The sequence below is a fragment of the Gemmatimonadota bacterium genome, assembly GCA_026706845.1.
Lineage (GTDB): Bacteria > Latescibacterota > UBA2968 > UBA2968 > UBA2968 > VXRD01.
Genome location: JAPOXY010000246.1, coordinates 18,062 through 41,484 on the forward strand (window position 1 = coordinate 18,062; position 23,423 = coordinate 41,484).

Below are 23,423 nucleotides of genomic sequence, written 5' to 3' on the forward strand. Positions count from 1 at the left end.
AATGAAATTGAAACGACTTTTTAGCGGATGTGTCATCGCTGGTTTGATCGTATCGACTGGTATTGCTGAAGAGGTTATGTGGGGATTTACTCCAGATCGCAACCTCGTGTCAGACGCAAAAAATTTGCCGTTGAACTGGAATGTAGAAACGGGTGAAAATATTGCCTGGAAAGCAGATCTCGGTTCGCAGTCCTACGCCGGTCCCATCAGGATCGGTGGAAAAATATTCATGGGTACAAATAACCAGATTGAGCGCAATCCCAAAATTACGGGTGACAAGGGCGTGATCATGGCTTTTCGGGAATCCGATGGGAAATTTCTCTGGCAAGCAGCGCATCCCAAGCTGCCCGCGGGGCGCGTCAATGACTGGCCACAACAGGGCATTTGCTCTACGCCTTATATTCGCGGAGATCGGATGTATTATATCTCGAATCAATGTCGCGTGGTGTGTGCGGATACAGAGGGGTTTTTGGATGGGGAAAATGACGGTCCATATACCGGAGAAGAGGATACGAGCGACATCGGCGTGGATATTATCTGGGAATACGACATGATGGAAGAACTGGATGTGTTCCCTCACAATCTGGCGACCTGTTCGCCCGTGGGAGCGGGCAATCTCCTGTTTGTCATCACGGCTAATGGTGTTGACGAGGGCCACATCGCCATCCCGTCGCCTCTGTCGCCCAGCTTTATTGCGGTTGATCTCAATACGGGCGAGCTGGTTTGGGAAAAAGCCTATCCCGGTGAAAGTATCTTGCACGGGCAGTGGTCCAATCCCGCTTATGGCGTTATCAATGGCAAGCCGCAGGTGATTTGCCCCGGAGGCGATGGTTGGGTTTATTCAGTGGAACCCGAGACTGGCGACCTGATCTGGAAATTTGACTGCAATCCAAAAGAATCTGTGTGGGAGTTGGGCGGACGCGGCACGCGCAATGCAATTATTTCCACTCCCGTTATTTACGATAACAAGGTTTTTATCGGCGTTGGACAAGACCCGGAGCACGGCGAGGGCATTGGTCATTTGTGGGCTATTGACGCGACGGGTACAGGGGATGTGACGGGAAGCCATGCGGTGTGGCACTTTGGCAATGAAGATTACAACCGGACTATTTCTACGGTGGGCATCAGCGATGGCCTGCTCTATGCGGCAGACCTCAGCGGTTTTGTCTATTGTCTCGATCTGAAAACCGGCACACAGCACTGGAAATACGATACATTTGCTGCGATATGGGGATCGCCTTTTGTCGCGGATGGGAAGGTGTATATCGGCGATGAAGACGGCGATGTGGCGATTTTGAAAGCCGGAACAGAATTTGAACTGATCAACGAAATCAATATGGGTAGCGCCGTATATACCACGCCTATTGCAAAAGATGGCATGCTCTACATTGGCACGCGCAATACGCTGTATGCGATTAAAGGCGAGTAGGAGAGGTCACAATATGGAAGTTCTGGCAACACCAGTGGCCGATAAGGTCAAAGAAGCGCGAGACAATCTCGATACCCAGGTGCGAGATATGGTCGCGTGGCATTTTAATCCCAGTACGGGATGTCCATTCTGGCTGGAATTTGCAGGAGAACTGGATTTTGATCCGCGGCGGGAGATCGGCGGGTACAGCGATTTGAAATACCTCGGACATTTCCAGGACGAATGGCTGCGCGGCGGTCCCGTGCGACGATGGATACCGAGGGGTAGTGAGGGACAGCGGACTTATGTATTTGAGACGGGTGGCTCAACTGGGGTTCCCAAATATCGGATCAGCCAAAATGATTTTCAGATCGACTACGAAATGTTTAGCGAGCACCTCTCAGAAGAAACATTTCCGAAGGGAGCGGACTGGCTGATGCTGGGGCCAACAGGTCCCCGGCGATTGCGCCTGGCTGTCGAATATCTTTGTCAGATTCGCGGTGGGATTTGCTTTCTCGTGGATCTCGATCCCCGATGGGTCAACAAGCTGATCAAGCGCGGCGCGCTCCAGGAATTGGAACTCTACAAAGCCCATGTGATTGATCAGGCACTCACGATTCTGCGCGCCAATGACAATGTGAAATGCATGTTCACGACGCCCAAGCTCCTCGAAGAATTGTGCGAAAAAATTTCTCTGCAAAAAGCCGGGATCAGCGGTATTTTCTGCGGGGGCACAGAGATGAACGCACAATTTAATAGATTTGCGAGAGAAGAGCTTATCCCGGGCATTGATTTTGTTCCTACCTACGGCAATACCCTGATGGGGCTGGCTTATTCCAAGCCGCTGGAACCCGAAGACAATTACGCGATTACGTATTATCCGCCCGTGCCCCGCGCGTTTATAGAATTGGTGAATTCAGATAATCCCGATGAAGAGGTCGGTTACGACGAAGTCGGGCGCGTGATGCTGACGACGCTTACGAAAGAATTTTTCATGCCCCGCTTTCTCGAACGCGATGAAGCCGAACGCGCCAAACCGATTGAAGCCTATCCCTGGGATGGCGTGAGAAATCTGGGTCTGTTCTCTGAGTTGCAGGAATCCGTCGTGGTTGGGGTGTATTAAAACGGTGGATTTTTTTATTTTTTCAGGGTAGTCCTAATTCACGACAGAAGGTAGAAAACGGTAGAACGCGGGTGTTGGTTGTTGCATTGCCAAAATCCTTTGTGCCCAGATGTACCTGGTAGAATCGCGGAATATCTGTTCTCTCTCTGAAGTACCTGCATGCGGGAGAAGTGCCGCGCTCGCCGGTTTTGCACTCGACGGCAAATTCAGCATATCCATCGCGGAGAACGACAAAATCTACCTCGCGTTTGTCGATATCTCGGATGAAGCGCAATTCCATGTTATATCCCTCTGTGTCTTCTATATAGTGGCAGTACTTCAACAAGTGTCCGGCTACCATGTTCTCAAACCGGGCACCGCGGTCTGCTACGCGCGACCAGTCCCAGAAATACAGTTTTTTTTCTTTGCGTACGGCCCTGATCCTCTTTGCTCCAAATGGTGGAATGCGGTAGCACATGTATAGCCTTTCAAAGATCGCAAGCCAGCGTTCGACGGTTTCGTAAGCCACTTGTAAGAGTTTGCTGAGGCTGTTGACCGAAAGCGGGGATCCCACACAGGCGGGCAGGTGAGACAGCAACAGGTCCAGCATGGATACCTCTCGCACATTTTCCAGATCGCGGAGGTCTTCATAGATGACTCTTGCGGAATGCTCGCGTAGCCATCTGCGGTGAAATCGCGCCTCTCCTCTGAGAAATGGCTCGGGGAAACCGCCAAATCTGAGCAATTGCGCCACGAGCGCGTTATCGGGCTTCTGCCCGCATTCCATCAGCGTGAAGGGATGAAGACGGTAGTAGTGATATCGTCCTTGCAAGGAGTCGCCGCCTTTGCGATAGTAGTCCAGCCGGGCCGAGCCGGTGACGATAAAAGAAACGGATGTCTTGTTTTTATCGAATAATCCCTTCATTAGATTTCGCCATTGCGCGTACTTGTGAATTTCATCGAAAATGACGCGGGTCTGTCCCGAAGGGAGTCTTCCCGCCAGAATGTTCTCGCGGTCGGCCAGTACATCCCAGTTCAGATAGGCCGGTGAGGATTCATTTCGTCCTTGCCCCAACAGTGAGATTGCGAGTGTTGTTTTTCCAACCTGGCGTGGGCCGCCGATGAATATCATTCTGTCTGCGATATCTGCTTCAATATGATCCATGATGTAACGGGGTTCCATACTTATCACCTTTCTCGCATGTCGTGAGTATTTTAGACTGAACCTTAATATACTCGTGAGTATTTTAGAGTCAATATGAAAATACTCATGTATCTCATTGTGCTTGCTTTTACTGAGGAGAAAAGCTACTTTTTTATGCTAAACGCGAGTCAAAGCCACATCTCTGAATGTTGCAGGGAAGCGATAATTAGTCTTTCAAAGAGGCAAAATATATGATTCACTTACCCATTTTACGCGCGGGAAAACCGTACACGAGTTTGAGCGTTCAGGAAGTGTCGCATATTCAAACTGGCGAGCCGCTCGTTCGGGTCAGTCAGGCAAACCGTGGGCTGGTCGCAAAAGACTTAAATGGGGCGGCGGCGAACAAACAGGTGCTCGACAGGCTGGGTGTACCTGAACTCGTAGGTATAACCCGCGAAGCTGCGCGCTTATTTGCAGAAGCCGATTTGCCAATTGGTGACCATATCCAGACGCCCGATGACTATGTCAAACAGGTGTCTGGTACAACGGGTATGCCCGAAGCTCTCTGCCGCGCGAATATGGAAAAAATTCAACTCGTGTGTACGGAGATCGAAGCTATTTTAGGGGGTCTCACGCGCGGGTTAGACCTCGCTGTGCTCGATGAGGGCTGGCACGATCAGGATGGTCGCTCTCTCAGCTATATTTGCCAGGCCGATGCCCTCGGGGCGATATTGCCGAGCAATTCACCGGGGGTACACGCGCTGTGGGTTCCCTCCATACCGCTCAAAGTACCCCTCGTTCTCAAACCCGGGCGCGAAGAGCCATGGACGCCTTTCCGAATTGCACAGGCGTTTATCGAAGCCGGGTGCCCGCCAGAAGCGTTTGGGTTTTATCCGACGGACCACGGTGGTGCCACTGAAATTTTGCTTCGCTGCGGTCGCTCCATGCTCTTTGGAGGCGGGGCGACGGTCGCGCCCTGGCTGGGCGATCCCCGCGTGGAAATCCACGGGCCTGGGCAGAGTAAGGTTATTATTGGCGACGATGTGATAGACCGCTGGGAAGACTATCTCGACATCGCGGTTGCCTCGATTGCTGCAAATGGCGGTCGCTCCTGTATCAATGCGTCGGGTGTGTGGGTTCCCGCGCATGGTCGAGAAATTGCCGAAGCACTCGCAGAGCGATTGGCAAAAATTGTCGGGAGACCTCTGGATGATCCAGATGCGCAGATCGCGGCATTTACCAACCCCACATTCGCCGATCAAATTTCGACAGCGATAGACATTCATCTGAAAACCCCGGGGGCTGAAGATCTGACAGAAGAATTGCGCGGGGATCGGCTGGTCGAGATCGATGGCTTGAAATTCTTAAATCCCACGGTTGTCTGGTGCGATGATTTTGAACATCCCCTTGCAAATACCGAATATTTGTTCCCATACGCGAGCGTAGTCGAGGTGCCACAGTCGGAAATTCTGGACAAGATTGGACCGAGTCTCGTGGTGACAGCAATAACAGAAGACCGTGTATTTATCGACAAATTGCTCAATTCGCCCCATGTTGAAAGACTCAATGTGGGCGCGATTCCCACGCCTCAGATTTCTTGGGATCAACCACACGAGGGCAATTTGTTCGAACACCTGTACCGGCAGCGTGCGCTGCAATGGGCAAAACAGGCTTAGGAGATGAAAGCATTTGATTTTTGTCCCACTACGCGCGTGGTATTTGGGGAAGGCACACTCGCGCAATTGGGAAAATTATCAAAAGAATTGGGCGGAAGCCGCATTCTTTTTGTGACCGATCCAGGGATTGTAAGTGCCGGGCTTGCAGACCGTGCGATTGCGCTACTTCAACGCGCTTCCGTGGATTTTTTTGTGTTTGATGGTGCAGGTGAAAATCCCACGACCGCGCATATAGATGCCGGAGTCGCGTTTGCAAAAGCACAGGGGAATATTGATCTGATTGTCGGGATGGGTGGGGGCAGTGCGATGGATTGCGCCAAGGGGATCAATTTTATCCTGACAAACGGCGGAGAGATAAAAGATTATTGGGGTATGGGACATGCGACAAAACCGATGTTGCCCTCTGTTGGAGTTCCAACGACTGCGGGCACGGGGAGCGAAGCGCAGTCCTACGCGCTTATTTCCGATGCAAAAACGCATGTCAAGATGGCCTGTGGCGATCTAAAGGCGCGATTTCGGAGTGTTATTCTCGATCCGTCACTGATTGAAAGTGTGCCGAGAGATGTCGCAGCAGCAGCGGGTATAGACGCCATCGCACACGCCATTGAAAGTTATGCTTGCACGCGCCGCAATGCTATTTCTATGATGTTTGCGCAAAAGGCGTGGCACTTGCTTTCATCGAGTTTTGAAAGCGTGCTGAAGGATGCTTCCGATAGCGAAGCGAGAAGTAAAATGCTTTTGGGCGCGCATTTTGCTGGCGCGGCTATTGAGAATGCCATGTTGGGTGCAGCCCATGCGTGTGCCAATCCATTGACCGCGCATTTTGGTATTGTACATGGCGTCGCTGTGGCACTTATGCTGCCCGCTGTCGTCCAATTTAATGGAGAAACCGAAAGTGCGTGCTATCGTGGACTCGGATCCGATGTTGATGAACTCGTCGAGAAGATCGCTTTTTTGAAAGAATGTGCGAATTTGCCTTCTCGATTGCGCGACCTCGGTGTATCGCGTGACAGCCTTTCCATGCTGGCAAGAGATGCAACTAAACAGTGGACGGGTGCTTTTAATCCGAGACCCGTGAATGAAGATGATTTTCTCGCGCTTTACGAATTTGTGTATTGATCCGCAATGAGAATGATTCTTTTTTTTCTTGTTTTTTCTTTATTTTTAATTCCCGTCCAGGCAGAAGAATGGAGCCGGTTTCGCGGGGATGCACAATCTTCGGGTGTTGCAAATAGTAACCTGCCCGCTGAACTGGATGTGTTGTGGACGGCACAGATCGAAATAGGGATTGAATCCACCGCCGCAATTTGGCAAGACGCGGTGTATGTGGGCGGATTGGATGAAAAGCTGTACGCTTTTGATTTTGATAGCGGTGTGCTCAAGTGGACGTATTCGGCTACGGGTGAGATCAAATCGTCGCCATTGGTTTTCGAAAAAACCGTGTTTTTCGGCGATGGCAATGGCGTTTTTCACGCTGTTGATGCACAGACAGGTAAGGCATTGTGGACGTTTCAAACGGATGGGGAGATTATCTCGTCGGCAAATGCAACCGGGGGCCGCATCCTGTTTGGGTCTTATGATCAGTTCTTGTACTGCCTCGCGCCGGACGACGGGTCTTTGTTGTGGAAGATAGAAACGGATGGTTATGTTCACGGGATGCCAGCTATCGCACAAGCGCATACACTGATCGCGGGTTGTGATGGTCTCTTGCGCGTTATCGATATTGCCAGTGGAAAAGAGCAATCGCAAATTGAACTCGGCGCTTATGTGGGGGCAAGTGCCGCTGTTCACCAGACGCGTGTTTATGTGGGGACTTATGAGAGCCAGGTTTTGTGCATTGATTTAAATGCAAAAGAGATTGTCTGGAGATACGAACATCCACAACGGCAATTTCCCTATGTTGCATCGCCATCCGTGACCCGAGAGCGGGTTATTGTTGCAGGGCGCGACAAGATGGTTCACGCGCTTGATCCCGATACGGGTGATGTTTTGTGGACTTATACATCCCGATCCCGATTTGAAGCGTCTCCCGTTGTGGTGGGGGATCGCGTTTTTACAGGTACAATGGATGGAAAAATCGTGGCATTAAATCTCGAGACTGGCGAATCCGATTGGGAGTTTGTAACCGGATCGGGATTTATTGCTTCGCCCAGTGTTGCGCGCGAGCGGCTGATTATTGGCACAACAGATGGCACGTTATATTGTTTTGGAAAGGCGGAAGAATGAGCGAGCAAATCCAGATTCCAGAGCCAGCGACAACCCGCAAAGTGTGGAAGGAGACAGATGTTGGTAGCGTGTTTGTTTCCAATTATCCGCCTTACTCTTTCTGGCGCGATGAAAATACGGCGCGCATTGAAGAGATGTTGCACTCATCTGATTCGGAGGATAGAGAAACACCTCTCGGCCTTTACCTGCATATTCCATTTTGCCGAAAACGGTGCAAGTTCTGTTATTTTCGGGTTTATACAGATCGCAATAGCGCGGAAATTCAGACGTATTTGGATGCCCTGACAAAAGAAGTGGAAGCTTATAGCACGTTGCCGCGTATTGCAGGGCGAAAATTGCACTTTGTTTATTTTGGCGGTGGCACGCCGTCTTATATCAGTGTCAAACATTTAAAGACATTGGTTGACCGGGTCAAGGCTGTGATGCCATGGGATGATGCGGAAGAAGTGGCATTTGAATGCGAACCGGGTACGCTGTCAGAATCCAAAGTCGAGGCTATTCGAGAGATTGGCGTCACGCGTTTGAGCCTGGGATTGGAGAACTTAAACGACGATATTTTGCGGGAGAATGGTCGCGCACACGTCAGCAAAGAAATTTACAGGGCTATGCCGTGGGTCAAGGCGCAGGAATTTGTACAGGTCAATGTAGATTTAATCTCCGGTATGGTCGGAGAGACGTGGGAGACGTGGCGAGATACGGTGCAGGGTACCATTGATCTCGACGCGGATAGCGTCACTATTTATCAGATGGAATTGCCGTTTAATACGACGTATTCAAAAGCGATACGCGATGGGGGTGGTTTGCAGGTCGCAGATTGGGCTACCAAGCGCGCCTGGCACAATTATGCGATTGAAGAGTTTGCCAGCGCGGGCTATGAAACATCGAGTGCTTATACACTGGTGAAAAAAGGTCGTCTGAACAAATTCATCTATCGAGATGCCCTGTGGCGCAGCGCGGATCTCATCGGTGCGGGTGTGGCTTCTTTTTCACATGTGGGTGGTATGCATTTTCAAAACCAGACGCACTGGGATCCCTATATCGAAACCATTGACAAAGGACAACTTCCGATCAATCGATCTTTTGTGCCCACAAAAGACGAGCGGCTGATCAGAGAGATGATTTTGCAACTCAAGCTCGGGCGGATTGAAACAGCGTATTTTCAGGATAAATTTGGCGTCAATATTTTGCACCAATTTGGTGATGCCTATCAGAAACTCAGGGAATACGAGATGCTGGATTTTGATTCGCAGAGTATCACTCTGAGCCGGGAGGGACTTTTGCGCGTCGATCAGTTGCTGCCCGAATTTTATCACGAAAAATATCGCAATTCGCGCTATACATAAACAATTAATAACAATGGAGGATATATGAAATACAGGTATTATTTGTCAATCGCCGTTGTGCTGTGCTTTTCTTCCGCACACGCGGATTGGCCTCAATGGTTGGGACCCAACCGAACGGGTATTTCTTCTGAAACGGGGTTGTTGACAACCTGGGCAAAAGAAGGGCCAAGGGTTGTGTGGGAAAAAGAACTCGGTGAGGGGTTTTCCGGTATCTCGGTCGCAGAGGGACGGGTCTATACTATGTTCTCGGCTGGTGAAGATGAATTTGCCGTTTGCCTCGATGAAGAAACGGGTGAGGAAATCTGGCGTTTCAGGACCGGTGCCAAATACTATGAGCGGCAAGGTGGAAATGGCCCCCGTTCTCAGCCCACTGTAGATGGCGATCGGGTTTTTGTGCTCAGTGCAGAAGGCTGGTTGTACGCGCTCAATGCAAAAGATGGGAAAAAACTGTGGCTGGTCGATCTCTACGATGGATTGGGCAGTCGCGTGCCAAAATTTGGTTTTTCGACGTCGCCGCTGGTCGAAGGCGATTTGTTGCTTTTAGAGGTTGGCACACGGCAAGGGACGTTTATCGCTTTGAATAAGACAAATGGCGCTGTCAAGTGGGCGTCTCAAAACGACATCGTGTCTTATTCATCGCCTATTGCTGTAGATATTGCGGGTATTCGTCAGGTGGTTTTTATTTCGGGCGAAGCCGCGGTTGGGCTTTCTCCCACGGATGGCTCGCTCTTCTGGCGATTTCCCTGGTACACATCTTATGATCTGAATGTTGCTACGCCAATTTTAGTGCCTCCAGATCGCATATTTATTTCTTCGGGCTATGACCATGGGGCAGCTCTGTTGCAAATATCCCGGGAGGGAGATGGTCTGAGTGTAAAAAAGGTGTGGGAAAGCCGCGGTATGAAAAATCATTTTGGTACATCGCTTCTGATCGGCGACTATATCTACGGTTTTGACAATGCAATTTTGAAATGTATTGAAGCAGAGACTGGCAAAGAACAGTGGAAACACCGGGGGTATGGCAAAGGGACGCTTATTTATGCCGATGGACAGTTGATTATTTTGAGCGATAAAGGCAAACTCGCATTGGCAGACGCATCGCCCACAGAGTTTCGGGAAAAGGCCAGAGCACAAGTGCTATCGGGCAAGTGCTGGACACCACCAACACTTGCCAATGGGAAAATTTTTGTGAGGGATATGCACAGGATTGTATGCATGAATGTATCGGGCATGCAGGCGAAACCTGTGGACACGGAGAGCGAATAATAGTCGGAAAAGGCCGGGGGACAACCGATAACCGGAGAAGCCGCTATGAATTATTTGCAACAGCTTTTGATTTTTGTCTGTGTTTTGAGCATGATTAGCAGTCCCATTTTTGCTGAGAATGCAGAAGAGGAGGGGAAGGAAGAGGAAGAACTGCCGGTTTATGCGGGGGAAGAGATTGTGGTGACGGAGAGCAAGGAAAAAGTGCCTACCGTGAGCACTATTGCGACGAAGGTTCCCATTCCAATCCGCTTGACACCGGCGAGTATCGGTGTAGTCAATCACGGGTTGTTTCAACATCAAAGCGGCGTGGTTTTGGGAGATGCACTGCGAAATGTGAGCGGGGTCAATATCCAGACCGTATTTGGCGTTACGGATTTCTTTGTCATTCGCGGATTCGATTCGCTTTCCAGCGGGCTGGTGCTCACCGATGGTGCATCGGAGCCGGAAGCCACGTTTTACAATCTTTACAATCTGGAGCGCGTGGAGGTGCTCAAGGGTCCGGGGGCATTTTTATATGGCGGTAACCCGCTTTCTGGATCGGTGAATCTGAGTCGCAAACAACCGATTTTTACAAATGTGTTTCAGGTCGGAGGTTCTTACGGCCCGTACAGGACAGGGCGCGGAACAGTGGATGCAAATTGGGCGGATATCGATCAGGGTATTGCCCTGCGCGTCAATGCACTACGGCAGGTATCTGACAGCTATCGAGACGATAAAGACAGCGGTTTGTGGGCTGTGAATCCCGCAGTGACATGGCGGCCCAGTGACAAAACCACAGTGACCGCCAATTTTGAATATGTCACCAGCAGGTACAAATCGGATTCGGGGCTGCCCATTATTAATGGGGCGGTCGCAGATGTGCCGCGTACACAATCGTATCAATCGCCTTTTGATGCGTCAGATCAAGATATTTATCGGGCGCGCGTCGATCTTCAGTCGCGCTTATCGCAGCGGGCCACGCTTCGCAACAAGCTCTATTACACCGATTTTTCATGGGTGTCTCAGGGCACATTGTTCAGCGGCGTCTTTCCCAATGCCCAGGGGAGTCTGGACATCGTGCGCTCACTTGTTCTTCTGGACGACCGTCAGCAAGTGTTGGGCAATCAGTTTGAACTGCTTTCTACATTCCGCACGGGCCACGTAGAACACACCCTGCTTACCGGACTGGAATTGATGCAGTGGAAAGACAAATTTACCTTAGATGTGGCTGCTTTGCCCAATATCGACGTGTTCAACCCCGTGGAGACCGCGAACACGAGCCAACCTCATTTTATTATTCCAGGACAATCGCAGGGGGCGGATTCAAAAAGCCGCGTTGTCGCGCCTTATGTCGTGAATCGCATTGTTTTTTGTCCATGCTATCAGGCATTTGTGGGCGTGCGATACGACCGCATTGATTACGATGATCCCCTGACTTCCACGTCTCGCAATTACAACAAACTGAGTCCTATGGCTGGCATGGTGGTTTCTTTTACGAAGGATCTCTCGTTTTACGCCAATGTCGGCAGAGCCTTTGCACCTCCTTCCAGTCAGGTAGCTGGCCCGAGAGAGACAGAAGAGAGTTTCCAGATGGAAGTGGGCGCGAAAAAATACCTGTTGGATAACCGCCTGCACGCGAGCCTCGCAGTTTATCATTTGACAAAAAACAATATTGGCATTCCCGATGCAACGGGTGTTACAAAACAAGATGGGGACCAGAGGTCTCGCGGTCTTGAGCTGGAAGTGATGATGCGCCCCGTGAGAAATTGGCACACATTTTTATCCTACTCATTTTCCAATGCCAAACTCACTCGCTTTGCCGAGTTTGTTCCCGTGTTCACGCAAACGGGAGTTACATACCAGCTTATGGATCGTTCGGGAAATAGGGCGGCTTTTTCGCCGCGTCATATTTTTAATGTGTGGACGGCGAGAGGATTTGACAACGGATTGGAATTTGGGATTGGCGCGCGCTATGTTGCCAGCCAGTTTATTGCCGAAGACAATCAATTTCAGATTGGGAATGTGCTGACGCTGGATGCCTCGGTGTCTTATGCGTACAGGCTGCTAAAATTTCGCATTAACGCCAAAAATTTGACCAATCAGGAATACGAAACGCGCGGCTTTGGCTCCGCTTCAATTATTCCGGCCAATCCATTTGGCCTGTACTGTGCTTTTGAAGTCAATATTTGAACTATGCCCGACTTGACCCCAGACCGAAATGCGCTTTGGCAGCGGCAGTTGAAGCGGTTGCGAGGTATGCTGTCTTCAGTGCTGAATGGCAATGATTTTTATCGCAATAAGTTGAATCGAGCGGGTATTTATCGACCCGAGGATATTCAGACGCGCGATGATTACAGGCGATTGCCCTTCACGACCAAAGAGGAATTTTCAGCAGATCAGATGGCGTATCCTCCTTATGGCAGCAATCTGACGTTTCCGCCAGATCACTATGTCCGTGTCCATCAAACATCGGGGACTACGGGAGAGCCTTTGAACTGGTTGGATACGGTAGAGAGTTGGGATTGGTTTGCGCGCTGCTGGACTTATGTGTATCGCGGGGCGGGCGTGACGGCAAATGACAGGATGTTTTTTGCCTTTTCCTTTGGCCCTTTTATCGGATTCTGGACCGGGCATGAGAGTGCGCGTTTAATGGGTGCAATGTCTATCTCTGGGGGATCTATGTCGTCGATCCAGCGTTTGCAGGCGATCCAGGATCATCGGGTTACTGTTCTGATCTGTACGCCGACGTATGCCCTGCATCTGGCAGAGGTGGCTGAGGCCGAAGGTTTTGATATTGCAGGTGGGAGTGTTCAGACTACAATTCACGCAGGCGAACCCGGCGCGGGGTTGCCTGCGACCAGACGACGCATTGAGCAGGTCTGGGGCGCGCGTTGTTACGACCACGCCGGAGCGACTGAGGTGGGTGCGTGGGGATTTGAATGTGCGTTTCGAGATGGCATGCATATAAACGAATCTGAATTTATTTGCGAAGTGATCGATCCCAATACGGGCGAACAAGCGAGAGAGGGTGAGTTGGTGCTCACCAATTTGGGACGCGCTGGCATGCCGGTTATTCGCTATCGCACGGGAGATCGCGTAAAGCTGCATGCGGGAATATGTGATTGCGGTTCGAGTTTCTCGCGTCTGGAAGGGGGCGTGATTGGACGTATCGACGATGCGTTGATTGTCCGCGGCGTCAATTTTTATCCCAGCGCGATTGAAAATATCGTGCGGGGATTTCCCGAAGTGACCGAGTTTGCAGTGGATATTTATCGACAACGCGAAATGGATGATATGAAAATTCGCATCGAATTAAATGGCGGAGAGGCGGGTGCAATTTCCGAGGCGATAGGTAGAGAGGTGCGACATATTCTGGGCATACGCGCCAGCGTTCAAACCGTGCCGCACAATACGTTGCCGAGATTTGAACTTAAAGCGAGACGGTTTACAGATCATCGTTAAAAAGCAACCACAGAAGAAACGCGAGTAATTTGAGCGTTTCACACGGATAAACATAGATAAAAGGAGATAAAGATATGACCGATCTTCTTACCAAAGCATTTAAAGAAGCGCAAAAACTTCCCGAAAAATCACAGGATGCACTTGCGGAGCAATTATTAAAAGATATTGAAGATGAGATTCGATGGGATGAATCTCTGGCAAAATCTCCCGATGTGCTTGCCGCACTTGCAGATAAAGCTAGAGAGGAATATAGAGCGGGGCGTACAAAAGAAATGGGTTTTGATGAACTGTGACTTCCCAACTAACACGAGACTTCATCAGGTGCTTCCAAAAATTACCCGACAGAGTCAAGGTAATTGCGCGAAAAAATTATAAACTTTGGAAGGAAAATATAGCGCATCCCAGCCTTGAGTTTAAGCGAGTGCATCCAACGCAAGCAATCTACTCTGTAAGAATAGGAATGGGTTGGCGCGCGCTGGGCATTGTGGTAGATAATGTTATCCTGTGGTTCTGGATTGGACCACATAGTGAATACGACACATTAGTGAGGAACTTTTAGGAACTATTTCATGATCTCAGATCAATACGATGTCATTGTCATAGGCGGGGGACCTGCGGGAAGCACGACAGCCGCACTGGTCGCTGAATACGGTCACCGCGTGTTGTTGCTGGAGCGGGAGGAGTTTCCCAGGTTTCAGATTGGCGAGTCCCTGATGCCGGGTACTTACTGGTCATTCAAGCGGTTGGGGCTGCTCGACAAGCTAAAAAAAAGTGCGTTTGTCAAAAAATACAGTGTTCAGTTTTTCAGCGGATCGGGAAAAGGCTCTGCGCCATTTTATTTTCACTTACACGATCCCCACGAAAGTTCGATTACATATCAGGTGTTGCGCAGCGAATTTGATCTTATGATGATGGACAATGCCCGCGAGAAAGGCGCTGAGATCGTACAAGGGGCGAGTGTGCATCAGGTGCATTTTAGTGGAGAGCACGCAACGGGTGTTCAGGTAAGATGCCGCGATGGACGGATTCAAGATGTATCTGCCAGTGTTATTGTAGATGCGACGGGGCGAAGCGCGCTTATTTCGCGAAGGCTAAAGACCAAGACGATTGAGCCAGAGCTAAAAAAGGCGTCTATTTTCACGCACTACAAAGGCGCGTTCCGCGATGAGGGTATTGACGAAGGCGCAACGCTGATTTTACATACGCAAGACAAGGATTCCTGGTTCTGGTACATCCCGCTGGCAGATGATGTGGTCAGCGTGGGTGTTGTTGGGGGATTGGATTATTTGTTACAGAACCGCAAGAGAACTCCCCAGGAAATTTTTGAAGAAGAGTTAGCAAAGTGTATCCGCATGCGAGAACGGCTCGCAGGGGCCGAGCAGCTATTTCCGATGAAAGTCACGCAGGACTTTTCATACCGATCCAATACTGTCGCGGGTGAGGGATGGGTGCTGGTAGGCGATGCTTTTGGTTTTATAGATCCCGTTTATTCTTCAGGTGTGTTTCTCGCACTCAAATCGGGCGAGATGGCCGCTGATGCGATCCACGAGGCCATTGAAAAACGCGATTTCTCTGCGGATCAACTCGGCAAATGGGGACCAGAATTTCTACCAGGTATGGAGGCGATTCGCAAATTGGTCTATGCTTTTTATACCAAAGATTTCAGTTTTGCCAAATTTTTAAAAGCGCATCCAGAATGTATAGATGGCATTATCAATATCTTAAAAGGCAATGTCTATCGCGAGGATGTCACTCCTATTTTTGAGCCTATGGGGCAAATGTGTGATCTGCCCGAGACTGTGGATCACTATGCTGAGGTATCCGCTTAAACGGGATTGCTGTATATGCGAATTGCTTATATTGCCGCGGGTGCGGCGGGCATGTATTGTGGCAGTTGTATTCACGACAATGCGCTGGCCTCTGCGCTTCAGCGCAAGGGAATAGATTTTGCGCTTGTTCCGACGTACACGCCCCTGCGTACCGATGAACCGGGCGCGAGTATCGATCGGGTATTTTACGGCGGCATAAATGTTTATCTCCAGCAGAAAATGGGTATTTTTCGGCACACGCCCTCTTTTGTCGATAGATTATTGAATAGCCGAACGCTGCTCAATGGTATCGCCCGTTTTAGTGGATCAACACGCGCGGAAGACCTCGGCGCGCTCACTGTATCGGTTTTAGAGGGGGAAAATGGCGCGCAAAAAAAAGAACTCGCAAAGCTGGTGCGTTGGTTAAAAGAGGATTTTCGACCAGACCTCGTGCAATTGACCAATTCGATGTTTTTGGGCATGGCCAGAGAAATGAAACGGGAACTCGGTATTCCCGTTTTGTGTTCTCTACAAGGCGAGGATATCTTTCTCGAGGGATTGATAGAACCGTACAAATCAGAGGCGCGGCAGTGCTTGCGAGATCGGGCAAGGGATGTCGATGGATTTGTCGCTACGTGTGATTATTATGCCGATTTTATGGCTGGTTATCTCGATGTGCCGCGCAATAGGATTCACGTTGCGCCTTTGGGTATCAAATTAGACGGACATGGAGAAAGCAGTGTAAAGCCAGATCCGCTGCCTTTTACTATTGGTTATCTCGCCCGAATATGTCCCGAGAAGGGGTTGCATGTGCTGGTAGATGCGTTTCATCAACTGGCTGAGCAAGTTGGTGTGGAAAAGGTAAAACTCAATGTTGCCGGTTATCTCGGACAAAGAGATGCGCCGTATTTTCAGCAAGTGTGCGAACAAGTCGCATCCCGGGGGCTTTCCGATATTTTTGATTATCGCGGGGAAGTCAATCGACAAGAAAAAATTGCATTCCTGAATAGCATTCATATCTTGTCCGTGCCAACGCCTTATAGAGAACCCAAGGGGCTATCGCTGCTCGAAGCTATGGCCAATGGCGTTCCCGTTGTTCAGCCCCGGCACGGTATTTTTCCAGAATGGATTGAAAAAACGGGTGGGGGAATTCTGGTAGAGCCAGATTCTTCAGAGGCTCTGGCGGCAGGGCTGCTGCGGATGATGAACGACAAAGAGGGGCGGGAGACGATGGGGCAAAAAGGCAAAGAAGCAGTACATCAAAATTTTAGCGACGACGATATGGCGGAAGCAACACTGGCGGTATATCGACAGTATGTGGGATTAAAAACTTAACACGGGAGGGCAAATGCCGACTTCATCTTCTGGACTTACGTGGTTGATTTTTGCGTTGATGACTGTGGGGGCGTGGGGTTTATACGGGATTTTTCTGCACACCGGACAGATCGCTATGGGCGATCCCGAAAATGGACGCTACAAAGCTTTTCTCTTTGTGGGCATTGCCTATCTTTTGACAGCTGTTATTGGCTCCCTCATTGTGCTGGCGATTAACGGGTCGGACTGGTCATTCCCGACAAAGGGGCTGACATGGTCGCTGCTGGCTGGCATTGTGGGGGCTATCGGTGCATTTGGCGTGCTCCTCGCCTTTGGTGCAAAAGGGACGCCACCCGTGGTTATGTCCATTGTTTTTGCCGGCGCGCCTATGGTCAATGCCGTCGTCTCCCTCATCTTGCATCCGCCAGCAGGTGGGTGGGGTGGTTTGAACTGGCAATTTGTGCTGGGTATTATACTGGCTGCGATGGGAGGTTGTCTGGTGACATTATTTAAACCTTCGTCTTGATGACGGATAGCACTATGCACAGTGATTTTCATACTACCCGCAGGGTTGCATTTTCCGATACGGATATGGCCGGGATTGTACACTTTTCCCGGTTTTTTGTGTTTATGGAAGCTGCCGAGCATGCTTTTTTGCGCGCGTTGGGTACGAGTGTTTCAACAGAATGGGATGGAAATAAAATCGGGTGGCCGCGATTGGAAGCGACATGTACATATCTCAGTCCAGCCGTATTTGAAGATGTGCTGGATATTCATCTGAGGGTGATACGCAAGGGCACAAAATCGCTGACCTATCGGTTTGATTTTTTTCGCGGGGATACGGCTATTGCCCACGGAGAATTGAGCACGGTATGTTGTATATGCAATCCCGGCGAAAAAATCAGGTCCATACCGATTCCAGATTTTATTGCGGATCAAATACAGATCTTGAAATAGTATATCTAAGAGGTTCAAGATGGCACTAAAAGTTGAGAATCTTTCCAAACGCTTCGGCGATGTAAATGTGCTGCAGGATATATCTTTTGATATGGCGGCGGGGCAGTCGCTGAGTGTTATGGGGCCTTCGGGGTCGGGGAAGAGTACCTTGTTGCATGTGCTTGGTACGCTTGACCGGCCATCTGAAGGGAGTCTCGAAATTGAGGGAGAGGATCCCTTTGCACTGTCGGAAATCGAACTCGCGCGGTTTAGAAATCAGGGGATTGGATTTGTATTTCAAGAGCACCATCTTTTGCCGCAATACTCGGTTTTGGAAAATGTTTTGATCCCGACGCTGGCATTTCGAAATGGCGATGCGCGAGACCGCGCCCAGGAAATTATTGATCGCGTGGGCTTGTCGCATCGCATTGATCACCGGCCCGCTGAATTATCTGGCGGCGAGCGACAGCGCACAGCGGTTGCGCGTGCGCTTATCAATTCCCCGGCATTGCTCTTGTGCGACGAACCAACGGGTAGCCTGGATGGAGCACGAGCAGAAGAGATAGCCAATCTGCTGTTTGAATTGCACGAGCGAGAAAATAATATCCTGATCTGCGCGACGCACAGCACGGCACTGGCCCATCGCTTTGAGCGGCGGTTTGATCTGCAGGAGGGAACGTGCGTCGAAGTTTGATCTATTTCTGGCGAATTAATCTGGCTGTTATGCTCGGCGTGGCAGTGGCGACTGCTGTTCTGACGGGTGCCTTGATCGTAGGCGATTCCGTGCGCGGCAGCTTGAGAGATTTGTCGCTGAGTCGCCTGGGCAAAATTGACCACGCCCTGGTATCCGAGCGTTTTTTCCGTGCGAGTCTGGCGCGCGATCTCGAGCGTGAACTCAACACCCAGGATGTTGTATCGGCCATCAGTCTGAGCGGAACGGCTGTTCACGCGAGATCGAATACGCGGGCTTCTCGCGTTCAAATTCAGGGTATTGACAATCGCTTTGCAAATCTGTTTGATCGAATATTGCCCGAGTTGACGAGCGAAGGCATATTTCCATCCGTTGTTGTCAACGAATCCCTCCGAAAAGAACTCAATGCACAGATTGGCGATGCCATTCTGTTGTCTTTTGAACAATCAGATGATATTCACCGCGAATCGCTATTTGGACGTGCCGATGGTGCGGTTCAAACAATTCGACTGACGCTCGCAGGTGTGCTCCCCGATAGGGGTATGGGACGCTTCGGCCTTTTCGCCCGTCAGACTGTTCCACTCAATGCATACCTGTCGTTGCCGGTTTTGCAAAAAGCATTGGGTCAAAGAGGCCGCGTGAATACATTGCTGGTATCTGGTGATCCAGATGCAGACGTTCAGGAAGCACTTTCCCGCGTTGTAACACCCGATGATCTCGGCATTGTCATCCGCCGAGAGATCGATTATTTCTCTATTGAGAGCACGCAGTTTATTCTCAAATCCCATATTGCGGAAACTGTTCAACAAGTATCTGCCGAATTAAACGCGCCCCACATGTCCATTCTCACCTATCTGGCGAATACCACACAGGTGGGGGAGAGAGAATTGCCCTATTCTACAATTTCTGCGTTAGATGTTGAGAATCTGGGGGCTTTTCAGCTTGTAGATGGATCACTGCAACTCGGAGAAGACGATATTTTGCTGAATACCTGGGCAGCTGAGGATTTGAACGCACGGGTTGGAGATGAGGTCAAAGTTGCCTATTACGAAGTCGCGCCTGGGGAAGAATTCCTGACCCGTTGGGCGATATTTCAACTCAAGGGTATTGTGGCAATGGCGGGATTGGGCGCAGATGAAAAATTGTCTCCCGATTATCCGGGCCTGGGTGATGCAAATAATATGGCCGATTGGGAAGCGCCTTTTCCCATAGACCTGAGTCGCGTTCGTCCGAAAGATGAAGATTATTGGGACGCCTATCGCGACGCGCCAAAAGCCTTTGTGTCCGCCGCGACTGGGCAGCGATTGTGGAAAAGTCGATTTGGCGTATTAACCACCATACGCATTGGGGCTGTTGCAGGAGAAGATATCGAAACAACAGCGAAGCGATTTGAGGATCGCTTGCTAAAAAATATCGCGCCCGAATCTGCTGGTCTGGCATTTCAGCCCGTCAAACAACAGGGCCTGGCTGCTTCTGCAGGGGCAACGGACTTTAGCGGGCTGTTTATTGCATTCAGCCAATTTCTGATTATCTCCGCGGCTCTTCTGGTAGGTTTGTTATTTCGCCTGAGTGTGGAGCAGCGAGGCAGAGAAGTCGGCATGCGGATGGTGTCGGGATATACGGGAAAAAAAATCCGCCGCCTCTTTAGCTCCGAGGGCCTCATACTGGCGTGTGTAGGCGGTATTTTGGGGCTGGTAGGCGGTGTTTTCTATGCCTATCTGATTATGGCGGGATTGCGTACTTATTGGGTGGGCGCGGTTGGTACGTCTGATCTCGCGCTCCACATCCACGCATCGAGTCTGTTGTTAGGCTATGCCATTTCACTAATTGTGATCCTGCTGGCAATCTGGCTCACACTGCGCCGTTTGGGCAATATTTCTGTTCGCGCATTATTATCGGGTATTACGGAAGTAGTGCGCGCAAAGTCGCGCGCAAAATGGTATGTTCTGGGCAGCCTCATCCTCGCCGCGTTCAGTCTGGGGGGAGCAGTGGCGGTGAATCCATCAGCGGGTACGGGTTTGTTTTTTATCAGTGGCGCGCTGTGGATGGTTTCGGGATTGTGCATTCTCTCGCTCTGGTTCAGGCGCGGGCATCGCGCCATAAGAGAGGGTATTATTGGGATGGGGGTGCAAAATAGCAAGCGGCAACCCGGGCGAAGTTTGCTGTGTGCCTCACTCATCGGGTGTGCGTGTTTTGTCATTGTTGCAGTAGGCGCAAATAGACGAACGGATTTGACTCAAAATATCGCGCAGGACAAAGCTTCTGGTACGGGGGGCTTTGCCCTCATCGCCGAAGTCGATGTGCCGATTTATTGGGATTTCAATTCAAAAGACGGGCAATTTGAACTCGGGTTCTCGCAAGCAGATGCAGATTTTCTGGATCAGGCGCGGTTCATTCCGATGCGCGTTTTGCCCGGTGAAGATGCGAGTTGTCTCAATCTTTACAAGCCCGAAAGCCCGCGCGTTTTGGGCGTTCCCGAAGCTCTGCGTCAGCGAGGAGGGTTTACATTTCAGCAAACGAGTACCCAGGTGAAAAATCCCTGGACTCTATTATCCGGGGATCTGGGCGCAGATGTGATCCCGGCAATTGGGGATTACAATTCGGCTATGTGGATCTTGCACAAGCAATTAGGCGATGATATTGTGTTGCAGAATGAGATGGGGGGGACCGTCAAGCTGAGATTGGTGGGCTTGCTAAAGACGAGTATTTTTCAAAGTGAATTGCTGATTTCCGAAGACAATTTTTTGCGGCACTTTCCCGACCAGAGCGGGTATGGCGCTTTTCTCATTGAAACGCAACAACCCGTTCAACTTACAGCGCTTGTGGAGAGCAGATTAAAAGATATCGGGTTAGACGCCGTATCTACAACGCAAAAACTCGCGCATTTTCAGGAGGTCGAAAACACGTATCTCTCCACCTTTCAAACACTGGGGGGATTGGGACTGCTGTTGGGGACGCTTGGATTGGGAATCGTTCTATTGAGAAATGTGATTGAAAGGCGCGGTGAATTGGCGGTTCTTCGCGCCTTTGGATTTCGACGCGCTGTGCTGTCGCGGATGTTGCTTGCGGAGAATGGGTTTTTAATGCTCGTGGGGCTGGCTATCGGTAGCATCTCCGCGCTTATTGCAGTAGCGCCCCATGTTATGAGCTATGGTGCGTTAATCCCCTGGGAATCGCTGGCTCTCACGCTTGTCATTATATACGGCGCGGGTCTCATCGCAAGCGCGATAGCTGTTTTCTTTGCCCTGCGAGCACCTTTATTGCCCGCGTTGAAACAGGAGGTGTGAGGCGCGTTAATTTATCTTTTTGAGTGCGAGTTCATAACACACTGCTTCTCGATCATTTCGCACGAGCAGATAGGGCGCGGCAAATGTGGGTGCGTTCCAGGTGTGGTTGTCCAGAGCGGGAAAGCGCGCGCGTTCATTGTGTTCATCTGGTGATGCATCAACGAGGACGACATCGCCCGATTCGGTCTGGATGAGCAAGAGGTCATCTACGAGAATGAGTTGGCCGTGTCCGTAGCGCCCTTGCTTCCATTTGCGCTGTCCGTCCGCCAGGTCCAGACACACGAGGACGCCATCATCCAGCCCGTAAATATATCCGTCTTTATAGATCATATTGGCAAATTTGGCTTTGAGACGAGGGCTTTTCCATATCCGCTCGGCAGTAAATTCATCCCGACTGTTTTTCGCAATTTGAATCAATTCACTGCCGATACCATAACCTGTTGATACAAAGATGCTGTCTCCGGGCAGTGGAATGGGTTGGGCAACGTGTTGCGTCATCCCACCAGTCCAGGGATATTCCCATAGCAACTTGCCGGAAATTGGATCGTGACCCGCAACCTGCCCCCTGTTAAAAATGAGTATTTGATCCATTCCTGCTATGGAGGCCAAACTGGGCGAGCTATGCCCCGCTCTTGTACGGCCACCTCCCCAGATAATAGCACCGGTTTCTTTGTCATAAGCCATCAGCGATTGCTCGTTTGACCCGCCCGGACTCACGATCACTTTGTCGTCTAAAATGAGAGGCGAACCGCTCATGCCCCATTCTTTAACGCGCGCATCGGTTTCTTTCACAGTATCGCGTGACCAGATTTCTCGACCAGTTTCTAAATTGAGACAGGTGAGGATGCCGGTTGCGCCAAAAGAATAAACGCGATTGCCCGATATGGTGGGTGTGGCTCGCGGACCAATTCCGGCAATCGCGGTTTCATATCGCGCAGGCGCGCTGTGACGCCATTTCTCTTTTCCGGTCAAGAGGTCGTAACAGACCACGGTTTCGTCTTCGCCTTTTTGCTCTTGAGTTACGGCAGAGCGTCCAACAACGGCAAAGGCGGAATAGGCTTCACCAACGGGTACACGCCAGAGCAATTTGGGGGGATTTTGATCCCAATCGGATTCCAGTTTTATTCCGTTGAGGATGGCGTTGCGGTGAGGACCCAAAAATTGCGGATAGTCTATGTCGGGGCCATTTGAAGATTGTCCCGCTACGGATATCGATGTGACAGAAGACCAGCGCCACTCTATCTTGGGAGCCAGGTCGCCCGTGAAACCGCGGATTTGGAATAGTGAAACTATCAGGATGATCAGGAGTATAAGAATACTTAGACCCCGCAGGCGGATTTTGCGACTCGCTCGGGAAAAAGTAAAGAACCAGAGACAGAGTAAAAGAAATCCGACTGAGCAGACCAGTATCGTTGGCATAACCTGCATCTGACGGCTTGGCCTTTCGGGAATCCAGATTGCCGATAACACAATGAGCATCAATGCGGCGATAGCAATAGCGGGCCACCAGCGAATGGATTTGGGATAAAGAGGAGCAGGCATAAAATTCCTTTTTTTAGTTGTTGGATGTCAGTCCGCCGAATCTCTATCTCCAACGTAAACAAAAAAGAAGGGTTTGACAACCATTCATTAAATGGATATTTTGCAGTTCTACATTGCAAAATATCACATCACAGAAAGGAGTTTGCGATGAAGAAATGGCTTTTAATTTTGATGGGGCTATGTCTGATTCCAATTACAGGCTGTGATGTGATATTTTGCAATGTAGAACTGCAAAATAT

At 50.3% G+C, this 23,423-nt stretch carries 19 protein-coding genes; 17 read left to right on the forward strand and 2 right to left on the reverse strand.

Annotated elements, in window-relative coordinates; all coding sequences use genetic code 11:
* The first annotated feature begins 1 nt into the window (after position 1).
* A complete protein-coding gene (locus tag OXG87_21820; GenBank protein ID MCY3872194.1) occupies positions 2–1,429 on the forward strand; it encodes a PQQ-binding-like beta-propeller repeat protein in 1,428 nt (475 codons plus the stop codon).
* Positions 1,430–1,442: 13 nt separating this feature from the next.
* Positions 1,443–2,531: a hypothetical protein gene (locus tag OXG87_21825; protein MCY3872195.1), complete on the forward strand. Its 1,089-nt coding sequence runs from the start codon at positions 1,443–1,445 to the stop codon at positions 2,529–2,531.
* A gap of 22 nt (positions 2,532–2,553) precedes the next feature.
* On the opposite strand, the gene OXG87_21830 is transcribed toward OXG87_21825, so the two are convergent.
* Positions 2,554–3,693: an ATP-binding protein gene (locus OXG87_21830; protein ID MCY3872196.1), complete on the reverse strand. Its 1,140-nt coding sequence runs from the start codon at positions 3,691–3,693 to the stop codon at positions 2,554–2,556.
* 212 nt (positions 3,694–3,905) lie between these two features.
* Between OXG87_21830 and OXG87_21835 the strand changes: the two genes are divergently transcribed.
* The 15 genes from OXG87_21835 (at position 3,906) to OXG87_21905 (ending at position 21,642) form a co-directional block, all read left to right on the forward strand.
* The gene (locus tag OXG87_21835) at positions 3,906–5,330 is read left to right on the forward strand and encodes an aldehyde dehydrogenase family protein (protein ID MCY3872197.1); all 1,425 of its coding nucleotides are present in this window, start codon (positions 3,906–3,908) and stop codon (positions 5,328–5,330) included.
* Positions 5,331–5,333: 3 nt separating this feature from the next.
* On the forward strand, positions 5,334–6,449 hold the full coding sequence (locus OXG87_21840) for an iron-containing alcohol dehydrogenase (GenBank protein ID MCY3872198.1): 1,116 nt from the start codon (positions 5,334–5,336) through the stop codon (positions 6,447–6,449).
* A 12-nt stretch (positions 6,450–6,461) separates the two neighbouring features.
* Positions 6,462–7,556, forward strand: a complete 1,095-nt coding sequence (locus tag OXG87_21845; GenBank protein MCY3872199.1) for a PQQ-binding-like beta-propeller repeat protein — start codon at positions 6,462–6,464, stop codon at positions 7,554–7,556.
* The gene (locus tag OXG87_21850) at positions 7,553–8,899 is read left to right on the forward strand and encodes a coproporphyrinogen-III oxidase family protein (GenBank protein ID MCY3872200.1); all 1,347 of its coding nucleotides are present in this window, start codon (positions 7,553–7,555) and stop codon (positions 8,897–8,899) included. The genes OXG87_21845 and OXG87_21850 overlap by 4 nt, the downstream gene beginning before the upstream one ends.
* A 24-nt stretch (positions 8,900–8,923) precedes the next feature.
* Entirely contained in the window at positions 8,924–10,165 is a 1,242-nt protein-coding gene (locus OXG87_21855) for a PQQ-binding-like beta-propeller repeat protein (protein ID MCY3872201.1), read from the forward strand.
* A 45-nt stretch (positions 10,166–10,210) separates the two neighbouring features.
* Positions 10,211–12,334, forward strand: coding sequence for a TonB-dependent siderophore receptor (locus OXG87_21860; protein MCY3872202.1), 2,124 nt, complete (start codon positions 10,211–10,213; stop codon positions 12,332–12,334).
* Between the two features lie 3 nt (positions 12,335–12,337).
* Positions 12,338–13,606 (forward strand): phenylacetate--CoA ligase family protein, encoded by a 1,269-nt coding sequence (locus tag OXG87_21865; GenBank protein ID MCY3872203.1) that lies wholly within the window; start codon positions 12,338–12,340, stop codon positions 13,604–13,606.
* 74 nt (positions 13,607–13,680) lie between these two features.
* A complete protein-coding gene (locus OXG87_21870) occupies positions 13,681–13,899 on the forward strand; it encodes a hypothetical protein (GenBank protein ID MCY3872204.1) in 219 nt (72 codons plus the stop codon).
* Positions 13,896–14,165, forward strand: a complete 270-nt coding sequence (locus tag OXG87_21875; protein MCY3872205.1) for a hypothetical protein — start codon at positions 13,896–13,898, stop codon at positions 14,163–14,165. Before OXG87_21870 ends, OXG87_21875 begins: the two co-directional genes overlap by 4 nt.
* Positions 14,166–14,175: 10 nt before the next feature.
* The gene (locus OXG87_21880; GenBank protein ID MCY3872206.1) at positions 14,176–15,435 is read left to right on the forward strand and encodes an NAD(P)/FAD-dependent oxidoreductase; all 1,260 of its coding nucleotides are present in this window, start codon (positions 14,176–14,178) and stop codon (positions 15,433–15,435) included.
* Between the two features lie 15 nt (positions 15,436–15,450).
* A complete protein-coding gene (locus OXG87_21885; protein MCY3872207.1) occupies positions 15,451–16,749 on the forward strand; it encodes a glycosyltransferase family 4 protein in 1,299 nt (432 codons plus the stop codon).
* 13 nt (positions 16,750–16,762) lie between these two features.
* Positions 16,763–17,254 (forward strand): hypothetical protein, encoded by a 492-nt coding sequence (locus OXG87_21890; GenBank protein ID MCY3872208.1) that lies wholly within the window; start codon positions 16,763–16,765, stop codon positions 17,252–17,254.
* A 14-nt stretch (positions 17,255–17,268) separates the two neighbouring features.
* Positions 17,269–17,685 (forward strand): thioesterase family protein, encoded by a 417-nt coding sequence (locus OXG87_21895; protein MCY3872209.1) that lies wholly within the window; start codon positions 17,269–17,271, stop codon positions 17,683–17,685.
* A gap of 19 nt (positions 17,686–17,704) precedes the next feature.
* Positions 17,705–18,358 (forward strand): ABC transporter ATP-binding protein, encoded by a 654-nt coding sequence (locus tag OXG87_21900; protein MCY3872210.1) that lies wholly within the window; start codon positions 17,705–17,707, stop codon positions 18,356–18,358.
* The gene (locus tag OXG87_21905; GenBank protein MCY3872211.1) at positions 18,343–21,642 is read left to right on the forward strand and encodes an ABC transporter permease; all 3,300 of its coding nucleotides are present in this window, start codon (positions 18,343–18,345) and stop codon (positions 21,640–21,642) included. Before OXG87_21900 ends, OXG87_21905 begins: the two co-directional genes overlap by 16 nt.
* 6 nt (positions 21,643–21,648) lie before the next feature.
* On the opposite strand, the gene OXG87_21910 is transcribed toward OXG87_21905, so the two are convergent.
* On the reverse strand, positions 21,649–23,184 hold the full coding sequence (locus OXG87_21910; protein MCY3872212.1) for a PQQ-like beta-propeller repeat protein: 1,536 nt from the start codon (positions 23,182–23,184) through the stop codon (positions 21,649–21,651).
* Positions 23,185–23,423 lie beyond the last annotated feature (239 nt).